The following is a 26099-nucleotide window of genomic DNA, read 5'->3' as shown; positions in this document are numbered from 1 at the left end:
CCAAGACAAGCAGCTTGTCGGCTGCAAGTGAGGGTGTGTGGATTTTGATTTTAATTTGATTCTGGTACCTGCCACACTTATATTTTTCATGGTGTGGTTGCTTGATAAGTTTGTACTCAAACATCGTGCAAACAAAGGGCGAGATCAGGAAAATTTTATCATTACGTGGGCGTATGATTTCTGGCCTGTATTGGCGATCGTACTCGTTTTGCGCTCTTTCCTATATGAACCATTTAATATTCCATCTGAGTCTATGGTTCCGACCTTAGAAATTGGTGATTTTATTTTGGTCAATAAATTTGATTATGGTGTGCGTTTACCGATCGTAAATACCAAAGTGATCAATGTTGGTGAGCCAAAACGTGGTGAAGTCATTGTCTTCCGTTATCCACCACAACCTACGATTAGTTATATCAAGCGCGTTGTTGGTTTGCCGGGTGACCATATTCAATATAAAGATGGTCAATTGGTCATTAATGGTGAGCAGGTTGCTAAAGTTGCGACTGAAGTTAAGCGTGAAAAAGATCTATTGGAAACACCAACAGTCTCTTACTTTAAAGAAACTTTAGGTGATCATCAGTATTCGGTTCGCTATATAGACGGACGTAATTCTTTGGTTGAAACCTATCAATTTGCACAAGCCAAAGGTGCAGATGCATTGGTTCCATTTGTTGCTAAAGCCAATGACGTGTTTATTCAAACTCAAGGGCAAGATTGGGAAGTGACTGTACCAGAAGGTCAGTACTTTGCTATGGGTGACAACCGTGATCAAAGTGCTGATAGCCGTTTTTGGGGCTTTGTACCTGAAGAAAACTTAACAGGTCGTGCTTTTTATGTATGGATGCATAAAGAACCTGGTTTTAAACTTCCAAGTTTTAACCGAAATGCTAAAATTGACTAATAAATAAAAAACACATAGGAAATATAAAGATGCGTAAATCTCAGTTGGGGACTTCGTATATTGCAATTTTATTTGGGGTGGTTTTATTTGCAGTTGCTGTGAAAGCAGCAATTGCAATTTGGCCAGCGTACTGGGATGACAAAGTGATCGACAGTCAAATTGAGGGACTATTAAAAGATAGCCCGCAAAATACGACACCGAGTAAATTTGCATCTCAGATGGATCAGCGTTTAGATATGAATGGAATACGTGATCTTCGTTTTAAGGATGTCGCACAAGCCACATATAAAGATGATTTGATCGTAAACAAAAAGTATGAAGTGCGGAAGCCTTTCATGCTCAATATTAGTTTAGTGATGACTTTTGAGAAGACTTTTGACCAAAAATCTGCCAAACAAGCTCAGTGATAGTCGCTTACAAGGGCGAATCGGTCACCAGTTTAAACAAGTTGACTTGTTGACACTGGCTTTAACCCACCGCTCTGTTAGCCATAAACACAATTATGAACGCCTAGAATTTCTAGGCGATTCATTATTGGGAATGATCATTGCCAATTATTTATATCAGGTCTACCCTTTAGAAAATGAAGGGCGTTTGACGCGTATGCGAGCGACACTTGTGAGACAAGAAGCGCTCGGTAAAATCGCCAATGATTTACAGCTCAGTCGGTCATTAATCTTAAGTACTGGTGAGTTAAAATCAGGTGGTCATCACCGCGAGTCTATCCTCGCCGATACGGTTGAGGCGATTATCGGTGCGATTTATTTAGACTGTAATGATCTAAACCAGCTACAAAGCATTGTGTTAAAATGGTATGAACCATACCTCGATTATATTGAACCTACAGATCAACTCAAAGACCCGAAATCACGCTTACAAGAGTATTTACAAGCACGTAAAAAACCTCTCCCAGTTTACGAGGTTGTAGATATTCAGGGCGATGCGCCAAATCAACATTTTACGGTGGAATGTTTGATTGATGGTTTGCCTAAAATCCATGGTGAGGGCTCAAGTCGTCGATTCGCTGAACAAACAGCAGCGGCTGAAATTTTAAAATTATTGGAGCAATAACTTGATGTCTCATTCAAATGACAATCAATCAGAACCTACTGAACAGCAAGATGATCAAAATGTAGTTGATCAATTTTTTAGTTCTAAAGAAGTTACCATTCCTTCGGATTTCAAAAGCGGCTTTGTCGCAATTGTAGGCCGTCCAAATGTGGGTAAATCAACGTTGATGAACCATTTATTAGGACAAAAACTTTCGATTACTTCACGTAAACCACAAACCACGCGTCATAAGATTGTGGGTATTGATTCGCGTGAAAAATCACAAGCAGTATTTGTTGATACCCCTGGAATGCACAAAAAAGAAGTCCGTGCGATCAATAAAATGATGAACCGTGCTGCACATTCTGCATTGCGTGATGTGAACTTGGTTTTATTTGTAGTTGATGCACAAAAGTGGACTCAAAATGATGAACTTGTTTTAGAGAAACTTAAAAACGCAGAAATGCCTGTGATTTTAGTGATCAACAAACTTGATACTTTTGAAAATAAAAATGAAGCACTTCCACTGATTCGTGAACGTGCCAAATTAATGAACTTTGCAGAGATTGTACCTGTTTCAGCTTTGCGTGGTGCGAATCTAGATCATTTGCGTGACACCATTGAAAAGTATTTACCTTATCAAGCGCCATTATATTCATTGGATCAGATCACGGATCGTTCAGAACGTTTCCTTGCAAGTGAAATTATCCGTGAAAAAATTATGCGTCAGTTGGGTGAAGAACTACCATACGATTTAACTGTACAGATCGAATCATTTAAAACTGAAGAAGCAGTGATGAATGAAAAGACAGGTAAATTGAAGTCTGCTTGTACTTATATCGATGCGACCATTTTTGTAGAACGCCAAGGTCAAAAAGCCATTGTGATTGGTGATAAAGGTGCGAAGCTGAAAAGTATCGGTATGGATGCACGTGCAGACATGGAAAGAATGTTTGAGCAAAAGATTATGCTGACACTTTGGGTTAAAGTGAAAGGTGGCTGGTCGGATGATGAACGTGCGCTGAAAAGTCTAGGTTATAGCGATATTTAAAACGATCTATTAAGTCGATGGAAGCAGGTATGAAAATCACAATACGAGTAATAGCGATCGTGACATGTATATTCATGTTGCAAGGGTGTATTCATAAAGTGGTGACTGTACCTGTTGAAGTTGCCTATAAAACCACCAAGGGCGTTGTGAAAGGCACAGCGGCTGTGGTGGGTGCTGTGATTCCTGATGGTGAAGATGATGAAAAAAAGGATGCAAAGGACTAGGGTGAGTCGCATGCTATGATGCGCAATGAAGTCTTGCATGGATATTTAATTCATCATCGTAAATATCGAGAAAAAAGCCATATTGTGCATTTGTTTACACAGGAATATGGTCGGGTGGATGGAATCCTGAGACAGACTCCGCCACCCCAATACCAACCGATTCGTGTGCAAGCCACAGGCAAATCTGAACTTAAAAATTTCACTAAGTTGGAAATTTTAAATCAACCGGTTTTTTTTCATGGCGATGCTTTCTTTGCTGGTTTTTATTTAAATGAAGTCATTTTACGTTTGTGTTCGCTTGAAGAAGCAATGCCGCAAACATTCCAACAATATCAAATGGTTTTATTGCAGTTACAGCTACTTGCGTCACATGAACAAGCCTCTTTGTTTTTGCGTCAAATTTTGCGTCAATTTGAGCATGTTTTATTGCAAGAGCTAGGCTATGCAATTGATTTCTCAGTTGATGCTAGCCAACAACAAGTTCAACCATCTCAGCATTATCAATTTCAGCTGAATGATGGTTTTATGCCTGTTGCAAAAGCCTCACGTTCAACGCTAGATGGTGCTCTAATTACATCCATGCACAGTTATGAACAAGGTCAGGATTTTTCTCACGAACAACTGCAATTATTGGGTAAACTATACCGTCAAATGATTAGCTCATTGTTGGGTGATCGACCGCTGAAAAGCCGTCAACTTTGGATTCAAAATACTCAAACTTAATCATTCAAAAGCAAAACTTTTAAGTGCTTTTGGGTGAAAAACAATAGGATATTTTTATGGCTGCAATATTAGGTGTAAACATTGATCATGTTGCGACATTAAGACAAGCACGTGGTACAACTTACCCTGATCCTGTACAGGCGGCATTGGTCTGTGAACAAGCAGGTGCAGAAGGTATAACCTTACATTTACGTGAAGATCGTCGTCATATACAAGACGATGATGTTCGTCGTATGCGTCCATTATTGAAAACACGCATGAACCTTGAGTTGGCAGTGACTGATGAAATGGTTGCATTTGCCAAAGAAATTCAGCCGCAACATGTCTGTTTCGTGCCTGAGCGTCGCCAAGAAGTGACAACAGAGGGTGGCTTGGATGTGGTTGGTCATTTTGAAAAAGTTAAAGCTGCGACAGAAGCACTCAAAGCGATTGGATGTGATGTGTCATTATTCATTGATGCAGATTTAGCCCAGATTGATGCGGCAGTAGCCTGTGGTGCGCCAACCATTGAAATCCATACAGGTGCGTATGCGGACGCGGAGACGGATGAACAACAGCAAGCAGAATTGGCACGTATCGTCAAAGGTGCTGAATACGCCGCTGCGAAGGGGTTAGTGGTCAATGCTGGACATGGTTTAAATCTAGAAAATGTCGCGCCTATCGCCGCGATCCCGCAAATTCATGAATTAAATATTGGGCATTCGATTATTGCAGATAGTGTATTTGTCGGTTTGACTCAAGCGGTAAAAGAGATGAAAGCAGCGATTCAGGCTGCTGCGAGATAAGTTGATGAGTAGTATAAATTACGATGAGTTGATGCAACCTGTGATTGGTTTTTTAGGTTGTACTACACCTCAAGCATGGTTAGATGAAGCTATCAATAATCTTGAGATATTGATGCAAGACCATGCAAATTGTGAAAAGAAAGCTGCCAGTACGGCAATGAACCTGATGTTTCGTTATAGCTTTTTTACTGACTTACAAGTGAAGTTGGCGCAGCTCGTGCGTGAAGAAATGCTGCATTATGAGCAAGTTCTTGAGTTTATGAACAAACGTGGTCAAGAGTGGAAGGGGTTGAGTGCAGGGCGCTATGCAGGTGGCTTACGCAAAGAAATCCGTACCTATGAACCTGAGGCCTTGATTGACGTGATGATCATCGGGGCATTTGTAGAGGCACGTTCTTGTGAGCGTTTCTATGCACTTGCACCAATTGTTGATGATGAGCTCGGTCGCTACTATCGTTACTTGCTTAAATCAGAATCACGTCACTTTGAGGATTATTTGGCGCTGGCTTTAGATGTTGCGAAAACGGCGAAACTAAAAGATCCTGAAGAAAACATTCAACAACGAATTGAGTATATTCGTGAAGTGGAGAAGAATCTGATTTTAACTCCAGATGATACTTTCCGTTTCCATAGTGGTGTGCCAGCAAAGATCGTCGCTTAATTTTGAACTAAAGTTGAGCAAACCTCTGACAATTTCAGAGGTTTTTTTATTTCTATTTTTTATTAAGCAATAAAAAGCCCATATCAGTGATATGGGCTTTTTAGAATCTTGGCTCTCCCACCTGGGCTCGAACCAGGGACCTGCGGATTAACAGTCCGTCGCTCTACCGACTGAGCTATGGGAGAATCTGACAGCCATTATAGGCGGCTTTTAAGATCGGTCAAGTTAAAAGTATCATGTTCCCTTTATTTTTGTGTCGTATGCTTCTTATTTGCACAATTGGCATTAAATCGAAAAAAATACTTGAAACTTGAAGATGCGATTGCTAGATTTAATTTAGAAAGAGCGTTTAGACATCGATCTAGACAGTGTGGATTTAACCCTACTTGCCAGCACTAAAATGGCTAAACCGGAGGTCAAAATGACTATTCTTCGTATTCAATCTATTTTTTCAAATCTATCTTTTTATCAAGAACATTATCTTGATATCCTCCAAGATTATGAGCGTTATTACACGCCTGTTGAAAGTTCATTTATCAATACTTTTCCTTTTAAGCAGCAAGCTTTGTTCTTGGGTGATTTATTGCAGTTATGGTTCGGTAATAAGTGGAAAATCATAGATTCACGCAATTTATTGAGTCAAAAAAATCCACTCACTGTAAATCAACAAAGCCCTTTATATTTATTTCAACTCGGTGGTGAATTGATTTTAGGCGCAAATACAGCTTTGGCGTGGTCTGTTGCAGAAGAGAAAATTGTTACGGTACAAGTGAAGAGTATTTGGCAATATGCGGTATTCAGTCATTTATGTACACGACCGAAAAATTTTAAAGTAAAAAAGGCAATTGCTTAATTTACTTAGATTATTTTTTAACATGAGGTTTTACAAATTGTCCGTTTGTTAAAAATATGCTTTGTTTTAAACTATTTCAACTTATGAAGAATAATTTAAAAGTAAGGTGAATTTATAATGAATGGACAATGTGTTTGTGGTGAAACCACTTTTGAAGTTGAATTAAAAAATCATGATGTGCATGTCTGCCATTGTTCAATCTGCCGTAGACAGACCAGTGGTGTAATCATGACGATTGATGTTGAGCAGGGAAGTCTAAAATTTCTTAAGCAAGATCACCTTTCGGTTTACAACTCATCTGCTTGGGGGGAGCGTGGTTTTTGTAATGTTTGTGGTACAACTTTGTTCTGGCGGACTAAAGACCAGAATTACTGCAATATCAATGTATTTTCACTGAATGAACAGCCGAAAGACTTAAACTTGGATATGGAAATCTACATTGATTGCAAACCTGCGTTTTATGCTTTCGAAAACTCAACCAAGAAATTGACCGAAGCTGATGTCGTTGCTTTATTTAATGCTGAATCTTCGGATCAGAATTAGGGATTTGATTGGATAATAAAAAAGGAAACTCCATTGAGAAGTTTCCTTTTTTTAAAGCGGAAAGGGTGGTTATTTAGCAGTTTTTTCTGCTTCAATTGAGGCAATCGCTGCATCTACACCATCAATAGAATCCGCTGCTTGTTTGATACGTGCAAGCGCATCAACTAAAACTTCGTCAGCCGTTGCATAAGAAATACGCATAAAGCCACCTAAACCAAATGCGTCACCAGGAACAACAGCAACGCCAGTTTCTTCGAGCAACCATTCAGAAAATTCTGTGCAAGATTTTAGACCTTTGGCACGAATTAAAGGGCGGATATTGGCATAAGCATAGAATGCGCCATCTGCTGTTAAGCAAGAGATACCTTTGATTTCATTCAAGCCATTTACCACTAAGTCGTGACGACGTTTGAATGCTTCAATCATCGGCTTAAGAACATCTTGTGAACCATTCAAGGCCGCTTCAGCAGCAACTTGGGAAATCGATGTCGGGTTAGACGTTGATTGTGATTGGATCTTTTTCATTGCACTAATAATTTTGGCTGGACCCGCTGCATAACCAATACGCCAGCCTGTCATCGCATAGGCTTTCGATACACCATTTAATACAATGGTACGGTCATATAAATCAGGCGCTACAGTCGCAATGTTATAGAACTCATCTTCCCAACGAATTGGTTCATACATATCGTCTGAAGCGACATAGACATGTGGATGACGACGAAGTACTTCAGCCAAAGCTTCTAATTCAGCTTTGGTGTAGATCATACCTGTTGGGTTAGATGGACTATTTAAGACCACTAAACGAGTATTTGCTGTGATTGCTGTTTCTAATTGCTCAGGGGTGATTTTAAAGCGTTGTTCTTCACCACACTTTACGATCACAGGTGTACCTTCCGCAATAATCACCATATCTGGGTAGCTTACCCAAAATGGAGCAGGGATGATCACTTCATCGCCTTTGTTTAACAAAGCAAGTGCTAAGTTAAAGAAGCTTTGTTTACCACCACAAGATACTAAAATTTGGTTAGCTTGATAATCTAAATTATTGTCACGTTTTAATTTTGCAATAATTGCTTTCTTTAAGCTTGGAGTACCGTCTACTGCTGTATATTTTGTAAAGCCTTTGTTGATCGCTTCAATTGCAGCATCTTTGATGTGTTGAGGGGTATCAAAGTCTGGTTCGCCTGCACCTAAACCAATCACGTTTTTACCAGCAGCTTTAAGCTCAGCAGCTTTGTTGGTAACTGCAAGTGTAGGAGATGGTTTGATGGCATTGACACGATCAGAGAGACGTACGTCCACGGCATTATTCCTTCTTATGGGATTAAAAATAAAAAAAGCATGTTATCTTAGCTTAAATAGAAATGGTTGTGGTTGAAACCCGCCTTAATCGTATAAAAAGTTACCAAATTGTAAGTATTGGTTTGGTTCTCATTTTTTTCATATTTTATTTTTATCATCATCATAAAAAATCTATTACAATAGTGGTTAGAAATTTTGATTTCGAGAGAATTTCAATGAGTGATCAACAACCAAAAGCCAAAAAAGCTTTGGTCAAATTACCTTTCCCGATGCCATCGGCACTGGATGATTCTGAGAGTGCTGTGCATAATCAGGTACGTCCAAAGCCTGAGCAATACGCAGATCGAACGTGGATGCCACCGCGTGGTACTCGTCGTTCGATGGGGAAACGTTAGAAAAAAGCCAATCATTATATGATTGGCTTTTTTATTTTAAGTACGATTAATCGGGTGCTGAATCTCAAGTTCGCCACGCCAAAGTTTGATGAAGTCTTGTTCATCTATGTCATAAAGTTCCATCAGCGCAATAATCACACTGACAAAGATCATCGCGCCTTCGGTGTTATTTTGAAAATGGAAAATTTTTCCATTTAACTTTCCTAAAATATCGTTGATTTCATGTTCGCGTCCACGTCCATAACGATCACGTGGGTATAGCTCTTCATTCAGAACAATTAAGGCAATAGCTTTTTCAGCAGGGGATAATTGGGTTTTATCTAAAGCTTCAGTAAAGGATTCATAGCCGTGATTGAAATAGAAGATGACGTCATCGGTGATAAAGGCATGAACCATATCTGCCGTTAAGTTTGGAAATTGTGAAACGGCATCTTCTTCAATGTAGGGACGGAATGATTCTGGGAAAATAACATTGGAATGAATCCCTTTAAATAAAGGTGCAATTTCTGACACTTTATAGCCCGCAATTCCACAACCGAGAGCAGTCAAAAAGTATTTTGTTTTGGGGTGATTTTCGGCATAGATTTTAAAATCATTCACATAATGCTCAATTTGTGAAAGTGGCATTTGCTGAATATGTTCATTCAGCGTTGGAATGGCAAAACTTTGACCTGCCCAACCACGTCCAACACCTTTGACTGCTGCAAAATGTTGTGCGGCAACCCGAGCTGCGCCACTGTCATGTTGACCTGCTAGATTACTGCCAAAAACAAAGACAGTATCTTCTGGGAGTTCGGTGACTATACTTTCATCGTGGTATTGGTAAGACATATTTTTATCATTAAAATTGTGTATAAGTTTCATGTTGCAACTGATTGCGTAGTTGGTCAAATAGAAAAATGAATACGTGAGGGTGTTCTATGATTATGATCATTTTGTGCGGTTGCTACATAATAGTGAATATTACAGCATTGAGTAATCCTCAATCATCCCCATAAAATGAATGAACTAAAATTTAGTATGACAGTATCTTTATGAGCGAAAACCAACCATTTGAATTAGTCACCAATTATCAACCTGCAGGCGATCAACCACAGGCGATTGAAAAATTGGTCAGTGGCATTGAACAAGGTTTTCGTAATCAACTGCTACTGGGCGTTACAGGTTCAGGTAAAACCTACACCATGGCAAATGTGATTGCCCAAACCCAACGTCCAACCATTGTCATGGCACATAATAAAACCCTTGCAGCTCAGCTTTATGGTGAGTTCAAATCATTTTTCCCCAACAACGCGGTTGAGTATTTCGTTAGTTATTATGATTACTATCAACCCGAAGCCTATGTGCCATCATCAGATACATTTATTGAAAAAGATTCAGCCATTAATGATCACATTGATCAAATGCGTCTCTCGGCAACACGTGCATTATTAGAACGCCGAGATGCGATTATTGTGGCATCGGTTTCTGCGATTTATGGTTTGGGTGATCCAAATGCCTACATGCAGATGTTGTTACATATTGTACAAGGTGATCGAATTGGTCGTGATGACATTATCCGTCGTCTGGTTGAGATGCAATATACTCGTAATGAACTAGAGTTTTTGCGTGGTACATATCGTATTCGCGGTGAAATTATTGATATTTTCCCTGCGGAATCCGATCAGGATGCGATTCGCGTTGAGTTGTTTGATGATGAAGTTGATTCGATCCGTTGGTTTGATCCTTTAACTGGAAAATTGGTACGCAAAGTTCCGCGAGTTACCATCTATCCAAAAAGCCATTATGTTACGCCAAAAGATCATTTAACCCGTGCGATTGATACCATCAGAGATGAGTTGCAAGATCAACTTAAGTTTTTCCGTGAACACGACAAACTGCTTGAAGCCCAACGTATCGAACAACGCACGCGCTATGATTTGGAAATGATGCAGCAATTGGGCTATACCAATGGCATTGAAAACTATTCACGTCATCTTTCAGGGCGTCCATCAGGCGAAGCACCGCCGACACTATTTGATTATATTCCTGAAGATGCTTTGCTGATTATTGATGAATCACATGTCACCGTTCCTCAAATCGGCGCGATGTATAAAGGCGATCGTTCACGTAAAGAAAACTTGGTGAATTATGGTTTCCGTTTGCCGAGCGCACTTGACAATCGTCCGATGAAGTTTGAAGAGTGGGAGCGAATTGTACCGACGACTGTTTATGTTAGTGCAACTCCCGCACGTTATGAAATGGAAAAATCTGAACAGATCGTAGAGCAAGTGGTACGTCCAACGGGTTTGATTGATCCTGAAATTGAAGTGCGTCCTGTACTAACTCAAGTTGATGATGTTTTATCTGAAATTAATCTGCGTAAGCATTTGAATGAACGCGTGCTGGTGACGACATTAACTAAACGTATGGCCGAAGATTTAACGTCATATTTGAAAGAGTACGGCGTCAAAGTCGCATATTTACATTCGGACATCGATACGGTTGAACGCGTTAAAATTATCCATGATCTAAGAACAGGGGTACACGATGTTCTGATCGGGATCAATTTATTGCGTGAAGGTTTGGATATGCCTGAAGTTTCTTTGGTGGCGATTTTGGACGCAGATAAAGAGGGTTTCTTACGCTCGGAACGATCATTGATTCAGACCATTGGGCGTGCAGCACGTAACGTCAAAGGCAAAGCAATCTTATATGCGGACCGTATTACTGATTCGATGCGCAAAGCCATAGATGAAACAGATCGACGCCGTGCGAAACAAGTTGAATTTAATCTATTGCATGGTATTACCCCACGCAGTACCGTGCGCCAGACAACCAAAGAAATTGATTCAGGCGAAGTGTTAACTGATGATGAAATCGATGACAAAGTGCTTGATCAAGCGCAAGCAATGAGTGCTGATGAACAACACCTCGTATCTGATCCAAAATTGTTTGCGAAGCAGATCGGTAAACTTGAGAAGGAGATGCTCAAAGCCTCTAAAGAGTTACAGTTTGAGCAGGCAGCAAGGTTACGTGATGAAATCGTGCGCTTAAAAGCATATATGCTGCAATCGTAATATAGGAGAGAAATTCTCAATAGTGATACATTTCTCAACAGTTTTTGTTTATAAAATAGGCTAGCTTAATAAGCTAACTATATGACTATTTATAACAAATTTCTGTTTTGAGGATTTATCATGCCATTGATTACAAATTTCCCAAAATCGAGTTGGCGTTTAGCAAAAATTGCAATTGGTGGCGTAGTCCTGACGGGTTTGGCTATCGGGACATACGCTTATGCTCAATCAAAGCCTTTGCCTACCGTTGAAAAAGTAGAATTAGATAAGTATTTGGGTATTTGGTATGAGGTTGCACGTAAACCGATGTTTTTTGAGCGTAAGTGCGCTTATAACATCTCTGCCACATATACAGTGAACGAAAATGGCAATATCGTGGTAGATAACAAATGCTACGATATTGATGGAAATTTACAGCAAAGTTTAGGCGAAGCCTTTGTCGCAAACGCGCCATTTAACAGCAAATTGCGTGTTAGTTTTTTACCTGAAGGTGTACGTTGGATTCCAGTTGGGCGTGGCGATTATTGGATTCTAAAACTGGATGAAGAGTATCAAACTGTATTGGTCGGTGAACCACGCCGTAAATATTTATGGGTACTTTCGCGGACTCCAACACCGAATAAAGAAATTATTCATGAATATCTGAATTATGCCAAAACGGTTGGTTATGATATTGGTGATGTGATTTATCCTGAATATCGTTAAATAAACTATATTCTCTAAAAACCATGCTTGCATGGTTTTTTTATTTGCATATAGTGGATAAATCATGCATTCGCTAGCGTTTTTTTCTAGCCTAGATAGAGGTCAAAATGCTCAAAGGTATTATTTACTCAGTTTTGGCCTCTGTAACCTTTGGTGTTTTATTTTTTTACACCAAAGTATTAGGCGCATTTGATAGCGAGCAAACTTTTGGTTGGCGTATCATTGCGACTTTGCCATTTTTAACCTTGTTCATGTGGTTCAGTGGCGATTTGATTCATATCAAGACCATATTTAAACGGATTATGGCAAAGCCAAGTTTGTTATTATTTCTAATGACGACCTCATTACTCACTTCAGTGCAACTGTGGTTATTCCTATGGGGACCAATGCATGGTCGTGGTTTGCAAGTTTCATTGGGCTATTTCTTATTGCCGCTGATCTTGGTTTTGGTCGGACGTGTGCTGTATGGCGAGAAGCTGTCAAAGTTTCAATGTGTCGCAGTTGCTTTGGCGATGTTTGGAGTAGGACATGAGTTTTGGCGCTTAGGCAGCATTGCATGGGAAACTGCGCTCGTCGCGATTGGTTATACCGCGTATTTTGTGATTCGTAAAAAAATTCAAACGGATAATTTAGGTGGTTTTTGGTGGGATTTATTGCTGATTCTTCCTATTGCAATTTTCCTTACTCAAACAGGGGATACGCCGTATCTCAAGTTTTTTGATGCGCCAGTTCTGATTGCGATCATCATGGGGCTTGGATGCTTAAGTGCAATTGGTTTGGGAAGCTTCATTTTAGCAAGTCGTTATCTGCCACTGATTATTTTTGGTTTATTGGGATATTTAGAACCGGTGCTTTTGGCGCTTGTTTCCTTGTTGCTTGGAGAGAAAATCGGAGCAGAGGAATGGTTCACTTATATTCCAATTTGGTTGGCTGTACTGGTTTTAGTGATCGAGGGTGCTGTACATTTATTGCAACAGAGAAAACGAAAGCAACATTTGGAACTTAATTTAAAACAGTACCCAAAACGCTTAGATGACGACCAATGAACAGTGATTACTTTAAAATGGATCACGGCTATTACGATGATTGAAAAAGATTTTTACCTAAAATCACAAAAATAATTATAGGTATTTTATGAATTTATGGCTGATTGCGACAAAATCTCAACAACTTGAGCAGCTTTTGATTCAATCTTGATGATAATTCTATTACAATTAGGCGTTTTTAAAATTCACGCCCAGTATAGATATTAAATTAGAGGACGTAACTGTGAGCAAAGACACTATCGTTGCCCTACACGCAGAACATCAAGGCCGTTGGAAAAACCGTGAAGAAATCGCGGAACACATGATTGCGTTGATTGGTCAATTATACCGTGAGAAGAATATTGTTGTTTCTGTTTACGGTCGTTCTTTAATAAACCGTTCGGTAATCCAGATCTTAAAATCACATCGTCGTACACGCATGCTTGATGTTGAGCTTTCAGTTGTCAATACCTTCCCAATCTTGGAAGCGTTAATGAAAGTTCAAAACATTGGTTCTGCTGAAGTTGATATCGGTAAACTTGCTGTTGAATATAAAAATGAAGGTGGTGATGTAGACGCTTTTGTTGCAAAAGCAGTTTCATCAATCGAAGGTAAGGCAACTTCTGAACAACCTAAAGATGTGGTGCTATACGGTTTCGGTCGTATTGGTCGTATCTTGGCTCGTTTAATCATCAGCCAATCAGGTTTAGGTCGTGGTTTAAGCCTTAAAGCAATCGTTGTACGTAAATCATCTGATGGTGACTTGGCAAAACGTGCTTCATTGTTACGTCGTGATTCTATCCACGGTACTTTTGCTGGAACGATCTCTGTTGATGAAGAAAATGAAGCAATCATTGCCAATGGTAACTTCATTAAAGTGATTTATGCATCAAGCCCAAGCGAAGTAGACTACACCGCTTATGGCATCAATAATGCACTTTTAATCGACAATACGGGTAAATGGCGTGATGCTGAAGGCCTGAGCCAACACTTGAAATGTGCAGGCGTTGCGCGTGTTGTATTGACTGCGCCAAGTAAAGGCGAAATGAAAAACGTGGTCTTTGGTGTAAACAACACTGATATTTTAGATGAAGACAAAATCATCTCTGCTGCAAGCTGTACCACTAACGCAATTACTCCTGTATTAAAAGTTTTAGATGACAAGTACAAAGTATTAAATGGTCATGTTGAAACAGTTCACTCATTCACAAATGACCAGAACTTGATTGATAACTACCATAAAGCTGATCGTCGTGGTCGTGCTGCAACTTTGAACATGGTCATCACTGAAACAGGTGCTGCGAAAGCCGTTGCTAAAGCTCTACCTGCATTGAAAGGTAAGTTAACAGGTAACTCTGTTCGTGTTCCTACACCAAACGTTTCTCTTGCGATCTTGAACTTGAACTTAGAGAAAGAAGTTGATCGTGAAGAAGTGAACGAATATATTCGTCAAATCTCGATTAACTCTAGTTTACAAGGTCAAATTGGCTATACCAACTCAAGTGAAGTGGTATCAAGTGACTTTATTGGTTCACGTACTGCGGGTGTGTTTGATGCGCAAGCAACAATTACCTCTGGTACTCGTTTAACTGCTTATGTTTGGTACGATAACGAAGTTGGCTATAGCTGCCAAGTGTTACGTATCGCAGAACAAATGTGTGGCGTAAACTATACAAAAATTCCTGCTGAAACAAATGCATAATTTGTTTTTAGGTTAAAAATTAAAACCCAGTTTCGACTGGGTTTTTTATTGACTGTACAGAATACAAGCAGATTAAAACACAAAAATCGTTGAGAATAATGAGAAAGGGAATTGATTAGTTAGGAATACTTCATTGTTGCAGTTTAAGCGTTTGTTTGCAGTTTTTGCTTTGATTATTATTGCCAACTTGTGTGGTGTCTATATCGCGATGTGGGTGTTTAAACACTTTAATATCAATATTCCATTGAAAGATCAAAAAGTCGCGATTGATTTACAAGAACCTTTACAAGTTCGGGTTAAAGTGAAAGATGCTTTAGATGTCGAGGTGAATGGACGTGTCGATGCGCAAATTCCAATTAATGAACAATTGAATGTTGCTTTAACTCAGACACTCACGCCACGTGTTTATTTCGATAGTTCAGTTCCGATTAGCACTATGATTCCAGTTCAAGAAGTGATTAAGGTCAATCAAAACTTACCGATAGATACAAAAGTACAGGTCAAAATTCTGGGTAAAGATGTGACTTTGCCTTTAAAAGGAACGATTCCTTTGCAACTGGATGTGCCGATCAATATCCAAGTACCGTTACAGCAAAACGTACATTTAAAGTTTGATGCACCTGTAAAAACAGTTTTAAAAGAGAATTTAAATATTCCATTAAAAACACAACTCAATGCCAATATTCCAATTCAAGGAAAATTAAATGTACCGATTACTTCAGAACTCAATGCCTCTGTTGATGTAAAAAATACTTTGCCTGTCAAAATTGCACAGGGTGAACTCAAGATTCCGCTATCGAGTATGTATTTGGGTCGCGTGCAATCTCAGTCTGTCGATGCGAGTCTAAATAAAAAAGATGCGAAAGCAGGTGAGTGATGCTGATGCTTAAATCATTTAAAAGTGTGTTGATTAGTTTTGTCATTTTAACCACCTTGGTTGCGATCTTGTTTTGGTTCTATCTCAATATTCAGGCATCAGTCATGGTGTCTGCGCAGCAAGCAGATATTCGGTTGCCTGAGTCACTTTCGACCAAGATTCAGGTCGGTGATCACCTACGAGTCAGGTCTGAGGGGGAGTTAAAGAGCACCTTAGTGATGGATCGTACTTTGCAATTACCTTTGCAAGGAAAATACTTAGCAGATCTGCGTTTTGAAGTGGAAACGCCGATTACAGTGAATATTGATTATGAAACCACACTCAAAGTCGATCAGGTGATGCCAATCGAGACGACAACTGATTTAATTTACCAAAAGAAGCTTCTGCCCAAATTTCCTTTAAAACTAGATATCCCCGTAAAGTTAGATATTCCATTTCAGTTGAAGCGTGCTTATACCATCCCTGTGAAAATCGTATTTGACGGACCTGTTTATTTTGCTTTTGATGAATCAATCAATTTACCGATTAAACATCAATTCAATCCAAGTTTTTATATCAACGATACCATCGATATGAATTCGATTTCATCGTTCAATGCAACCATGTTTAACGCTGTCCAAGAGACGAAGGCAAATTTAGAGATGCAAATGGACGTGCCATTGAAGAATGTAAGACCTTAAAAGAGCGAAATCACGCTTTTTTGCAGCCTATAAGGGCATTTGCTGATTTTAATATTCGAGTAATTTACGAAAATGTGGCAAAATATCCCGTTTTATAGAATTTAGAGGATTGGCGCATGCGCTTTGTTGATGAAGCAGTCATAATCGTAGAGGCTGGCGACGGTGGCAATGGCGTAGCTAGTTTTCGCCGTGAAAAGTTTGTCCCTTTTGGTGGTCCAGATGGTGGAGATGGGGGACGTGGTGGAAGTATTTATATCCAAGCCGATGATGATACCAGCACACTTGTAGACTTCCGTTATACACGTCGCTATCGTGCAGAACGTGGCAAAAATGGTTCGGGTGCGAACTGTTCAGGGCGTGGCGGTGAAGACGTTATATTAAAAGTTCCAGTTGGTACCACGATTGTTGATACAGAATCCGGTGACATTATTGGTGACTTAGTGGCTGATGGTCAGCGCGTTAAAGTTGCTCATGGTGGTGATGGCGGTCTAGGTAATACGCACTTTAAATCATCAACCAACCGCGCACCACGTAAATGTACCACAGGTATTAAAGGCGAATATCGCGAAGTTCGTTTAGAGTTAAAAGTACTTGCGGACGTTGGCTTACTGGGTATGCCGAATGCAGGTAAATCAACCTTTATTCGTGCGGTCAGTGCTGCAAAACCAAAAGTTGCAGATTATCCATTTACCACGATGGTGCCTAATTTAGGTGTGGTCGATGCCGATCGTCATCGCTCATTTGTAATGGCTGATATTCCAGGATTGATCGAAGGTGCGGCAGAAGGCGCTGGCTTAGGGATTCGTTTCCTTAAACACTTAGCACGTACTCGTATTCTCTTACATATCGTGGATGTAGAACCGATTGATGGTTCTGATCCTGCATATAATGCCAAAGCGATTTCGGCTGAGTTAGTGAAGTTCTCACCAACCTTGGCTAAGCTTCCAGTTGTTCTTGTATTGAACAAGCTTGATCAAATTGCAGAAGATTCAAGAGAAGAGTGGTGTCAACACATCTTAGATGAATTGCAATGGACAGGACCAGTGTTCAAAACATCTGGCTTACTTGCTGAAGGCACCAAAGAAGTCGTTTATTACCTCATGGATCAAATCGAACAACAACGTGAACGCGAAGTTGAAGATCCTGAGTATGCAGCAGAAGTTAAAGCCTTCCGTGAGCAGCTTGAAGTTGAGACACGTGAACAAACCATCGCAGCAAAAGAAGCTTATCGTGAGATGCGTAGAGCACAGCGTTTAGCTGGTCTTGAGAGCGATGATGAAGACTTTGATGACGATGAAGACGACAGTGATGTAGAAAGCGTCTACATTCGTGACTAGGCTTTTTTAGTTCCTCTTTTTGCGATGCTTTCGTCGCAATTCGGGGGGAAACAAATTGAGGGAAAAATGATAGAAGTGGTCGATATGCAACGTCAGCTCAATACGTGTAAACGAATCGTTGTTAAAATCGGATCATCTTTACTCACTGCAAATGGGCAAGGTTTAGATTTAAATGCAATTTCGCATTGGGCGAAACAAATTGCAGATCTACACAATGCAGGACATGAAATTATACTCGTGTCGTCAGGTGCAGTCGCAGAGGGGATGGTACGCATGAAATTTGCGAATCGACCCACTGATCTCCCTAGTTTGCAAGCATGTGCTGCCATTGGTCAAATGGGTTTGATTCATACATGGTCAAACGTATTGGATCAGCATGGAATCAAAACGGCGCAAGTTTTACTCACGCATGATGATCTCGCAGACCGTCGCCGTTATCTCAATTCTTGTGATGCATTGCAGAACTTGATTGATTGGCGCGTGATCCCTGTGATTAATGAAAACGATACGGTATCTACAGACGAAATTCGTTTTGGTGATAATGATACCTTGGCTGCAATGGTAGCAGGTCAGGTTCAGGCTGAATTGTTGATTATTTTGACTGATCAACAAGGTATGTTTGATTCCGACCCTCGTAGTAATCCAAATGCGAAGCTCTTTTCTGCTGTGCGTGCATTGGATGACAGTTTATTTGAAATGGCAGGCGGTGGTGGTGTTTTTGGTCGTGGTGGTATGGTGACCAAAGTTCGTGCTGCACGTTTGGCTGCACGTTCAGGTTGTCCAACATTGATTGCCAGTGGCGAAAGTGAACACGTACTTGCGCGTTTGATGGCTGGTGAAATGTTAGGTACTTTGTTCACCACTGATAATGATCGTGTCACTGCAAACAAAAAGTGGTTAGCTGCACATTTACAAACTGCAGGGCGTTTAGTGATTGATGCTGGTGCGGTTGAAGCAATCAAACTCAAGCATCGCAGTTTATTGCCCGTTGGTGTAAAAGCGATTGAGGGGCATTTTGATCGTGGTGACGTGGTTGAGTGTGTTGATCAGAAAGGACAGCGCATCGCGGTTGGGCGTGTTAATTTCAGCTCTCGTTCAGCAGATATGGTTAAAGGGCTGAGTTCTGATAAAGTGCATCAACTCTTAGGTGAGGCACGTTCATTGGAAATGATCCATCGTAACCATATGGCGATTTACTAATCCAGATATTGCTTTGTTAGCATAAAAAAGACTTCTCAATCAGAAGTCTTTTTTATGCCTAAAGTTTTTGGACTATTTATGTTGTTGAATATTTTTGCCCATACGTGCCAGTAAAATCACTGGAATAAGTCCTACCAACACAATCAATAGCGCAGCGATAGCACCATCTTCATAAGTGCCTCTTGAGGCTTCAGCATAGAGTTGGGTGGCGAGTGTTTCCATATTGAGCGGTCTAAGCAGTAAGGTAGCAGGCAACTCTTTCATACAGTCAACAAAGATCAATAATGCTGCTGAGATGATCGCTGGGCGTAACAGGGGTAGATGAACTCGCCATAAGATACCAAACTTATTTTGTCCTAAGTTCTGTGCGGCATCATCAAAGACACCATGAATACGATTATAGCCAGATTCGATTCCACCAATTGCGATCGCAAGGAAACGAACACAGTAGGCATAGATGAGGGTGAACGTGGTACCTAAAAATAATAAACCTGTGTTAATCCCAAGTTTAAATTCAAGAAAGTCCGCGACCGCATGGTCGATTTTTCCTAAAGATAACATTAACCCAATCGCAAGCACCGTACCCGGAATCGCATAGCCCAAGCTAGAGATGCGACTAAACCATGTGTTTTGGCTAAAGCGAGCGGCACTGACGATCAAGAAACCAATAAAAATCGTGATCAAAGTTGCAAGGCTTGCCAAGCTAAGCGTATTGATTGATGCTTGTAATAAATAATCTGAAAAACCTGCATATTGAAGGCGCTTATAAGATTCAACCAATAGATGACTGATTGGAATCAGAAAACCGATACAAATCGGAATCAAACCCAGCCCGAAGAATAACAGCGCTTTGCTTCCTGTGACAGCTTGAGCAGGCATCAGTCGGCTACGTTGGGCTGAATTCATATAACGTTGTTTACGTCGTCCCAGTCGTTCTACGACCACCAATAAGGTAATGATCATTAACATGAAGATCGCAATTTGAGCAGCACTGGCCAAATCAGATTGGTTGGTCCATGTTGAATAGATCGATAGGGTCAGTGTTTTTACACCTAAAAACTCAGTCGCGCCGATATCATTAATGGTTTCCATTAAGGCCAAACTCGCACCGACTGCGATTGCGGGGCGTGCAAGGGGAATGGCGACACGTAAAAAAACTTGATTTGGTTTCAATCCCAGACTACGTGCAACTTCAACCAGACTGGCTGATTGCATTAAAAACATGGCACGTGTACTTAAATAGACATAGGGATACAACACAAAACTTAATAAAAAAATACAGCCCCAAACCGAGCGAATATTGGGAAACCACCAAGGCTGTGCTTCCCAGCCAAACCAGCCACCGAGTACACTTTGTAACGGCCCAATGGGATGCAAGATATCAATATAGCTATAGGCAATAATATACGTGGGTACTGCGAGGGGCAACAATAGTGCCCAGTCTAAAAAGGCTCGCCCTCGAAATTGATAAGCCGTAACTAACCATGCACTGCCTGTTCCGATCAAAATCGTGAGTATACCTACGCCAAGAAGTAATAACGTCGTATCGATTAGTGTCGGTGGGAGGACATAACGAATCAGATGTTCCCAAATATCACTATTGCCTTGTAATGCCGTTACGATCAACGCCAATACAGGTAAACAGGCCAACAGCGTCAATAGCCCACTGAGTGAAAATAATAAATTAAAGGTATATTTTTTTTTCATCGTCGAGGGTTTGAGTATACGGAAAGGGAGGAAAGTTCAACTGGGTAGCTTAACAGGCGACAAGTCAGTTGCCGCCTGTCAGTCGGACAAGATTTAGTGATTAAATTGAACTTTATCGACTAAAAGATTGGCTGTTTTACGATGACGTGCAATATCACTGAGTCGAATTTTGTCAACTTCAAGTTTACCGAAGCTGGCAATAATCGGATCAATTTTAACGCCAGCTTTTACTGGGTATTCAAAACCACTTTGCGCATAAATTGCTTGGGCATGATCTGATGCTAAAAACTCAAGAAGTTGAACCGCTTCTTTACGGTTCGGCGCATGTTTTGCGACCACTGCACCTGAAACGTTGATATGCGTACCGCCATTTTTAAAACGTGGTAATACCACATTAATGGCATTGCCCCAACGTTGTTGTTCGGCATCACCCGTGCGCATCGTACCGACATAATAGGTGTTGGCTACGCCGATATCACAAATCTTGCCAAGGATGTCTCGTGCAACATCACGGTCACCACCACTTGCTGGACGCGCCAAATTTGCCTTTACGCCACGCAGCCATTTTTCAGTCGCTTTTTCACCATGGTGGGTGATGTAGGCCGCAATTAAGCTGGTGTTATATGAATGGCTACCTGAGCGAATACAAATTTTACCTTTCCACTTTGGATCGGCTAAATCTTCATAGTTGATTGCGGTGAGCGGGGTACGATCTTTTGAGGCATATACGGCACGTGCCCGCATAGATAAAGCATACCAGTGTCCATTTGCAGCACGTAAATTCCCTGGAATAGCACGATCGAGAACTTTTGAGTTGACACGTTGAGTTAAACCACTTTCAACGATATCGACTAAATTACCAAAATCAACCGTAAGCATGACATCGGCAGGAGAGCGACGACCTTCTGCTTTCACACGTTCAAGCAAACCATCTTTGATGAAAACAGTATTCACCTTAACACCCGTTTTCTCGCTAAATTCTTGTAACAGTGGTTGAATCAAAACAGGTTCTCTTGTGGTATACAGGTTGACTTGAGCAGCATTTACCCAACTACTCGCAAGTGCAACGAGTCCTGTTAAAACAATATGACGCTTAGACAGTTGTTCCATTTTTTCTAATTCCTAATCACAAGGTTTAAACTTGAAGTGTTTGTTCAGTACTAAGGTGATCTGTGTTGAAACTGTCATCCGATGCATAGAAAAAACATGTTGTTAAATCTACAGAAAGATAAACCTGTTCAGTTTCAGCAAAATTTTGTCGATGGTCAACGTGAGCCAGTAATATAATATCTTGCAAATCAAGCTGTAAACGCAGTAATTGAGTGTGTCCCATAAAGCTCGATGAAATCACTTTGGCAGCTAAAGTCCCCTCAGCGGGTACACGGAACACATTGAGTTGATGAGGGCGGAAACAACACTGAATTGGCTGCTGAGTTGCATTTAAGTGCTGAGGTACAGCGATCGTTCCAAAAATGCTGGTAATTTGGTGATCCAATCGTTGCGTTGGTATTTCATTTAAAGCAGAAAAATAACGTGCAGCAAATAAGGTTTTCGGTTGTAAATAAAGTTGTTTCGGGGTACCGATTTGAATGATCTTACCTTGATGCATCAGAATAATCTGATCTGAAATTTGCAGCGCTTCTTCAGGATCATGAGTCACGATAATTGTTGTCGTGGCTGTTTTTTTTAAAATTTCGATAGTGCTTTGTCTGATTTGATCTCGTAAACGGTGATCAAGATTAGAAAAAGGCTCATCCATGAGTAAGACATGAGGTTTTGGTGCAAGGGCACGTGCTAAAGCCACACGCTGTTGCTCGCCACCAGATAAGGTATAAGGATAACTGTGTAGATGATGATGCATCGAAACATGTTTTAATGCTTGTTCTGCTATCGATTGTCGTTGTGGTTTTGGGAATTTTTTTAATCCAAACATGACATTTTCCAACACACTCAAGTGTGGGAAAAGTGCATAGTCTTGAAACACTAAGCCAATATTGCGGTCTTCGGCGGCAACCTGCTGTTGAGCATCCCATAAGGTATTTTGTTCGAGTTGAATTGAACCGCTACTTGGCGTTTCTAAGCCTGCAATCAAACGCAGCATTGTGGTCTTTCCACAACCTGAATGTCCAAGTAAACAGACGATTTGCCCACTGGTCGCAGACCACGTCGCCTGATTTACAGCAAATCGTGAGCCATATTGTTTGCTCAATTGCTGGATAGTTAAGACATTGGCCTGAGGTGCAGTATGAGCATTCATGGTCAATTCACAAGACGATTTATTTGAACAAATGATAACTAATAATTCTTCTCATGTAGAGTCTTTTTCTAATTTCTTTTGCCTATGCATCGCTTCAATCGGATGTGCATCGACTAGCTCAGGTAGCGTATCGTCACGACCAACCATAAAGTATTGATCAGTGAGACTGAACATTTCAAGGTCCTCATGGCTATTGCCATAGGCATAGACTTGTTGGTAGTGGTCTAGATTATACTTTTCCAATACTCTGAGCTTCTTTTGCTCACAGCTACAATCTTTAGAATTGTAGTTACCCGATAGAATGCCATTGCTAATTTCTGTTTGCGTGCAAATCAGTTCAATATTTAGAAGTTCGCAAACTGGTGCCAAATATAAGTCAACTGAGGCTGAGACAAGCACCACATGATCACCACGTTGCTGGTGTAAATAAAGTTGTTGAAGTAGATTTTGGTCTAATTCTTTAATGATTTTTTGCGCATAGCGTGGTGCTAAACTTTGAGGTAAGTCTGCTGCAATTCCTCTAAACATGCTTTGAAATAAGCGCGGACGCATTGCATGAGCAGGATATAAGCCTAAATAATAAGCCATAACCCAAGGCAAGATTTTCAAGCCTCGGGTTACGATATGGTGTTTTGGAAAAGTGAAAAAAATAAATCCAGTAAAACTATCTTTCGGATAAAGTGTTCCATCAAAATCAAATAAAGCAAGGTTTAAAGTTTTATCTGTTTTGCTCTTTGCATGCATGTCTCATATCGTCCATTTACACGGCTCGCAAACCAATTGGTATTATAATCACGACTCAGCTTAGGACCTGAAATCACAACTTGGGGCATGATCGCATATTTTGCGTCTTTACCTGTTTTGCTTTGATATAAATTTTGTAGCGCAAGATAAGTTTGGGTGTTTTCTAGTTTTTTCGATTTTTCTTTTTTGAGATCGCTACGTACTTGACGCGGCGTGACCAAAACATTATTTGCAGCAAAAACCGAAATCAAGGCTTTTTCAGTTTGACTTTGCGTGGTGCGGATATTGCCTTCTTTATTATAAATAAGTAAATCGCCATCCAAACCGATTTCGATGTCGGTCAATGCATCCAACATGCTTTGGAATGCAGCATTGCGGCTCGAATACATTCCAGAATTATAATCAGCGAAACGATAAATTGCTTTATCATAATCGGCGGGGTAAACCATTAAACGATGGATGCCATAATATAAACCACCATATTGTGTATATAGATCATCGCGTAGTTCGGCTGTACTCATCCCGATACGTTTATGTTCTTTGGCATAATTAATATGGACTTGCATCGAACCAAGTGTCGTAATTGGATTCATCTTTTCACTGATGTCCTGACCCACCAACTTGGCTGCACCTGTTAAAGCACTGATATGATAGTGCTTTGCCATATAAGCAAAAATTTCACGATAAAGTAAATCAAGTTCTCGTTCAGTTTTAACGCGTCGCATTTGACGCATATAGTTATCTTCGGGTGAGGGTTGGGTTTTTAAAACCTCTTCAAAGTAACCTGCAATGGTTCCTCCGATATTTTCACCTAATTTGGCTTCAAATTTTTCTTTTAAACGCGTGTTAATTTCTTGGACTGCTTTCTCACCTAAGCCAGCCACTTGTGGATCTGCAATAAAATTTGATTCCTGATCCACCACAGCGACAATACTACAAACATTTTGTTTGGTTTGAGGAATACTTAATTCCTGCATAATGTCATGAATATCTTGCGCCCACGATTGACGGTCATTCACACGTGATGGAATGACTTTTTTAATGTGCTCAGCTTGCATTTCAGGTTCTTTACTATTTGACCACCATGCTTTATCACAAGCGGTTAAACCAACACATGTTGCAAGGATGCTCATCGCTTTTAATAAAGGATGAGTCGGAGAGGTTTTGTTCATAATCAAGACAACACCGCATAAAAAGATGAGCTGAATGGGCGAATGAAGTATACTATGTTGATCAAAAATTGTAAGAAAATATATGTATATTGGTTCCTATCAACTGTCAAATAATCTGATTGTTGCTCCGATGGCGGGTGTAACTGACCGACCATTTAGAACGCTGTGCAAATACTTTGGTGCAGGGCACGCCGTTAGTGAAATGATGACGGCCGATAAAACCTTACGTATGACCAAAAAAAGCTTATATCGAGCAAATTTCGATGGTGAACTTGCCCCGATTTCTGCACAGATTGCGGGTTCTGATCCAGAGCAGCTCGCTGAGGCCGCGCGTTATCAGGTTGCCAATGGTGCACAAATTGTTGATATCAATATGGGATGTCCAGCAAAAAAAGTCTGCAACAAACTCGCAGGCTCAGCGTTGTTGCAAGATGAAGACCTCGTTGCTCGTATTTTGGATACCGTAGTGGCCGCAGTTGATGTTCCTGTGACTTTAAAAACTCGACTGGGTTTTTTAAATGGCGAAGAAAATATTTTACGTGTTGCTAAACGTGCAGAACAAGCGGGAATCGCTGCTTTAGCTTTGCATGGACGTACGCGCGAAGATATGTATTTAAATAACGCGCGTTATGAACTGATCAAACGAGTAAAAGAAATTCTGAGTATTCCTGTGATCGCCAATGGCGATATTGATAGTCCAGAAAAAGCCAAATATGTTTTGGACTATACAGGGGCCGATGCCATTATGATTGGTCGTGCTGCGCAGGGACGACCTTGGATATTTAGAGAAATCGGTCATTATCTGCAAACAGGCGAACATCTGGCCGCACCAGATATTGCTGAAGTGAAAATGGTTTTATTGGGGCATTTGGCTGAGCTTTACCAGTTTTATGGTGAGTATTCTGGTTGTCGTATTGCACGTAAACATATTGCTTGGTATACCAAAGGTTTACGTTCAAGTAACGAGTTTCGTCAAAATATGTATAAGGTTGAAAGTACGGCCGATCAAGCAAAAGTGGTGGAGTCTTACTTTGATCAACTGCTTGATCAAGGTCAGCGTATGAGTGATGTGCAGGTTGAGCAGGTTAATTTGTTAGAGATAAAATGATCATTGATTTATTTTAGTTGAAAGTAGCCTGTAGT

General features: G+C 40.4%; 27 protein-coding genes and 1 tRNA gene. 20 read left to right on the top strand and 8 right to left on the bottom strand.

Annotated features, from left to right (window positions below):
- Positions 1-37 precede the first annotated feature (37 nt).
- From lepB to F991_RS02990, 8 genes are read left to right on the top strand one after another with little or no spacing between them, the layout of a single operon-like run.
- A complete protein-coding gene (gene lepB, locus F991_RS03025; RefSeq protein ID WP_034594949.1) occupies positions 38-901 on the top strand; it encodes a signal peptidase I in 864 nt (287 codons plus the stop codon).
- 29 nt (positions 902-930) lie between these two features.
- The gene (locus tag F991_RS03020) at positions 931-1308 is read left to right on the top strand and encodes a DUF4845 domain-containing protein (protein ID WP_004668857.1); all 378 of its coding nucleotides are present in this window, start codon (positions 931-933) and stop codon (positions 1306-1308) included.
- On the top strand, positions 1277-1972 hold the full coding sequence (gene rnc / locus F991_RS03015; protein ID WP_004668855.1) for a ribonuclease III: 696 nt from the start codon (positions 1277-1279) through the stop codon (positions 1970-1972). The genes F991_RS03020 and rnc overlap by 32 nt, the downstream gene beginning before the upstream one ends.
- Before the next feature lie 4 nt (positions 1973-1976).
- Positions 1977-3002 carry a GTPase Era gene (era, locus tag F991_RS03010; RefSeq protein ID WP_004668854.1) on the top strand — a complete coding sequence of 342 codons (1026 nt, stop codon included), beginning with the start codon at positions 1977-1979 and terminating at the stop codon, positions 3000-3002.
- 29 nt (positions 3003-3031) lie between these two features.
- A complete protein-coding gene (locus F991_RS03005) occupies positions 3032-3226 on the top strand; it encodes an NF038104 family lipoprotein (protein WP_004668853.1) in 195 nt (64 codons plus the stop codon).
- Between the two features lie 15 nt (positions 3227-3241).
- Positions 3242-3949: a DNA repair protein RecO gene (recO, locus tag F991_RS03000; RefSeq protein ID WP_004668851.1), complete on the top strand. Its 708-nt coding sequence runs from the start codon at positions 3242-3244 to the stop codon at positions 3947-3949.
- Positions 3950-4005: 56 nt separating this feature from the next.
- Positions 4006-4734 carry a pyridoxine 5'-phosphate synthase gene (gene pdxJ / locus F991_RS02995; RefSeq protein ID WP_004668849.1) on the top strand — a complete coding sequence of 243 codons (729 nt, stop codon included), beginning with the start codon at positions 4006-4008 and terminating at the stop codon, positions 4732-4734.
- 4 nt (positions 4735-4738) lie between these two features.
- Complete coding sequence (locus F991_RS02990) at positions 4739-5395, top strand: MiaE family protein (RefSeq protein WP_004668846.1); 657 nt, start codon at positions 4739-4741, stop codon at positions 5393-5395.
- Positions 5396-5504: 109 nt separating this feature from the next.
- Here F991_RS02990 and F991_RS02985 read toward each other — a convergent pair.
- Positions 5505-5580, bottom strand: a tRNA-Asn gene (locus F991_RS02985).
- Between the two features lie 236 nt (positions 5581-5816).
- Between F991_RS02985 and F991_RS02980 the strand changes: the two genes are divergently transcribed.
- Positions 5817-6248 (top strand): hypothetical protein, encoded by a 432-nt coding sequence (locus F991_RS02980; RefSeq protein ID WP_004668844.1) that lies wholly within the window; start codon positions 5817-5819, stop codon positions 6246-6248.
- A 117-nt stretch (positions 6249-6365) separates the two neighbouring features.
- Positions 6366-6791 (top strand): GFA family protein, encoded by a 426-nt coding sequence (locus F991_RS02975; RefSeq protein ID WP_004668842.1) that lies wholly within the window; start codon positions 6366-6368, stop codon positions 6789-6791.
- A gap of 69 nt (positions 6792-6860) precedes the next feature.
- On the opposite strand, the gene F991_RS02970 is transcribed toward F991_RS02975, so the two are convergent.
- Positions 6861-8096: a pyridoxal phosphate-dependent aminotransferase gene (locus tag F991_RS02970; RefSeq protein ID WP_004668841.1), complete on the bottom strand. Its 1236-nt coding sequence runs from the start codon at positions 8094-8096 to the stop codon at positions 6861-6863.
- 215 nt (positions 8097-8311) lie between these two features.
- On the opposite strand from F991_RS02970, the gene F991_RS02965 reads away from it, so the two are divergent.
- On the top strand, positions 8312-8491 hold the full coding sequence (locus tag F991_RS02965; protein ID WP_004668838.1) for a hypothetical protein: 180 nt from the start codon (positions 8312-8314) through the stop codon (positions 8489-8491).
- Positions 8492-8527: 36 nt separating this feature from the next.
- Here F991_RS02965 and F991_RS02960 read toward each other — a convergent pair whose 3' ends face one another.
- On the bottom strand, positions 8528-9322 hold the full coding sequence (locus F991_RS02960; protein WP_034595381.1) for an A1S_2505 family phage non-structural protein: 795 nt from the start codon (positions 9320-9322) through the stop codon (positions 8528-8530).
- Positions 9323-9525: 203 nt separating this feature from the next.
- Here F991_RS02960 and uvrB point away from each other — a divergent pair, with 203 nt between their 5' ends.
- The 8 genes from uvrB (at position 9526) to proB (ending at position 19076) form a co-directional block, all read left to right on the top strand.
- On the top strand, positions 9526-11550 hold the full coding sequence (uvrB, locus tag F991_RS02955) for an excinuclease ABC subunit UvrB (protein WP_004668836.1): 2025 nt from the start codon (positions 9526-9528) through the stop codon (positions 11548-11550).
- Positions 11551-11670: 120 nt separating this feature from the next.
- On the top strand, positions 11671-12255 hold the full coding sequence (locus tag F991_RS02950) for a lipocalin family protein (protein ID WP_004668835.1): 585 nt from the start codon (positions 11671-11673) through the stop codon (positions 12253-12255).
- A 107-nt stretch (positions 12256-12362) separates the two neighbouring features.
- The gene (gene rarD, locus F991_RS02945) at positions 12363-13301 is read left to right on the top strand and encodes an EamA family transporter RarD (protein WP_004668834.1); all 939 of its coding nucleotides are present in this window, start codon (positions 12363-12365) and stop codon (positions 13299-13301) included.
- Positions 13302-13524: 223 nt separating this feature from the next.
- Positions 13525-14982, top strand: coding sequence for a glyceraldehyde-3-phosphate dehydrogenase (locus tag F991_RS02940; protein WP_004668833.1), 1458 nt, complete (start codon positions 13525-13527; stop codon positions 14980-14982).
- A gap of 133 nt (positions 14983-15115) precedes the next feature.
- Positions 15116-15859 carry a hypothetical protein gene (locus F991_RS02935; RefSeq protein WP_004668832.1) on the top strand — a complete coding sequence of 248 codons (744 nt, stop codon included), beginning with the start codon at positions 15116-15118 and terminating at the stop codon, positions 15857-15859.
- Complete coding sequence (locus F991_RS02930) at positions 15859-16539, top strand: hypothetical protein (protein WP_004668830.1); 681 nt, start codon at positions 15859-15861, stop codon at positions 16537-16539. Before F991_RS02935 ends, F991_RS02930 begins: the two co-directional genes overlap by 1 nt.
- Before the next feature lie 116 nt (positions 16540-16655).
- Complete coding sequence (cgtA, locus tag F991_RS02925) at positions 16656-17876, top strand: Obg family GTPase CgtA (RefSeq protein ID WP_004668828.1); 1221 nt, start codon at positions 16656-16658, stop codon at positions 17874-17876.
- Between the two features lie 66 nt (positions 17877-17942).
- Complete coding sequence (gene proB, locus F991_RS02920; RefSeq protein ID WP_004668826.1) at positions 17943-19076, top strand: glutamate 5-kinase; 1134 nt, start codon at positions 17943-17945, stop codon at positions 19074-19076.
- Between the two features lie 72 nt (positions 19077-19148).
- On the opposite strand, the gene F991_RS02915 is transcribed toward proB, so the two are convergent.
- From F991_RS02915 to F991_RS02895, 5 genes are all read right to left on the bottom strand, one after another.
- Entirely contained in the window at positions 19149-20783 is a 1635-nt protein-coding gene (locus F991_RS02915) for an ABC transporter permease (protein WP_004668824.1), read from the bottom strand.
- Positions 20784-20876: 93 nt separating this feature from the next.
- The gene (locus F991_RS02910; protein WP_004668822.1) at positions 20877-21893 is read right to left on the bottom strand and encodes an extracellular solute-binding protein; all 1017 of its coding nucleotides are present in this window, start codon (positions 21891-21893) and stop codon (positions 20877-20879) included.
- A gap of 25 nt (positions 21894-21918) precedes the next feature.
- A complete protein-coding gene (locus F991_RS02905; protein WP_004668820.1) occupies positions 21919-23040 on the bottom strand; it encodes an ABC transporter ATP-binding protein in 1122 nt (373 codons plus the stop codon).
- Between the two features lie 51 nt (positions 23041-23091).
- A complete protein-coding gene (locus tag F991_RS02900) occupies positions 23092-23784 on the bottom strand; it encodes an HAD-IB family hydrolase (protein WP_004668818.1) in 693 nt (230 codons plus the stop codon).
- Positions 23751-24956, bottom strand: coding sequence for a DUF1615 family protein (locus F991_RS02895; RefSeq protein ID WP_004668816.1), 1206 nt, complete (start codon positions 24954-24956; stop codon positions 23751-23753). Before F991_RS02895 ends, F991_RS02900 begins: the two co-directional genes overlap by 34 nt.
- Before the next feature lie 82 nt (positions 24957-25038).
- Between F991_RS02895 and dusB the strand changes: the two genes are divergently transcribed.
- The gene (dusB, locus tag F991_RS02890) at positions 25039-26064 is read left to right on the top strand and encodes a tRNA dihydrouridine synthase DusB (RefSeq protein WP_004668814.1); all 1026 of its coding nucleotides are present in this window, start codon (positions 25039-25041) and stop codon (positions 26062-26064) included.
- Positions 26065-26099: the final 35 nt, after the last annotated feature.

This window comes from Acinetobacter sp. CIP-A165 (assembly GCF_000367985.1).
Classification (GTDB): domain Bacteria; phylum Pseudomonadota; class Gammaproteobacteria; order Pseudomonadales; family Moraxellaceae; genus Acinetobacter.
Note: the sequence above shows the minus strand (reverse complement) of the source record. Positions and strands in the feature narration are given on the sequence as shown.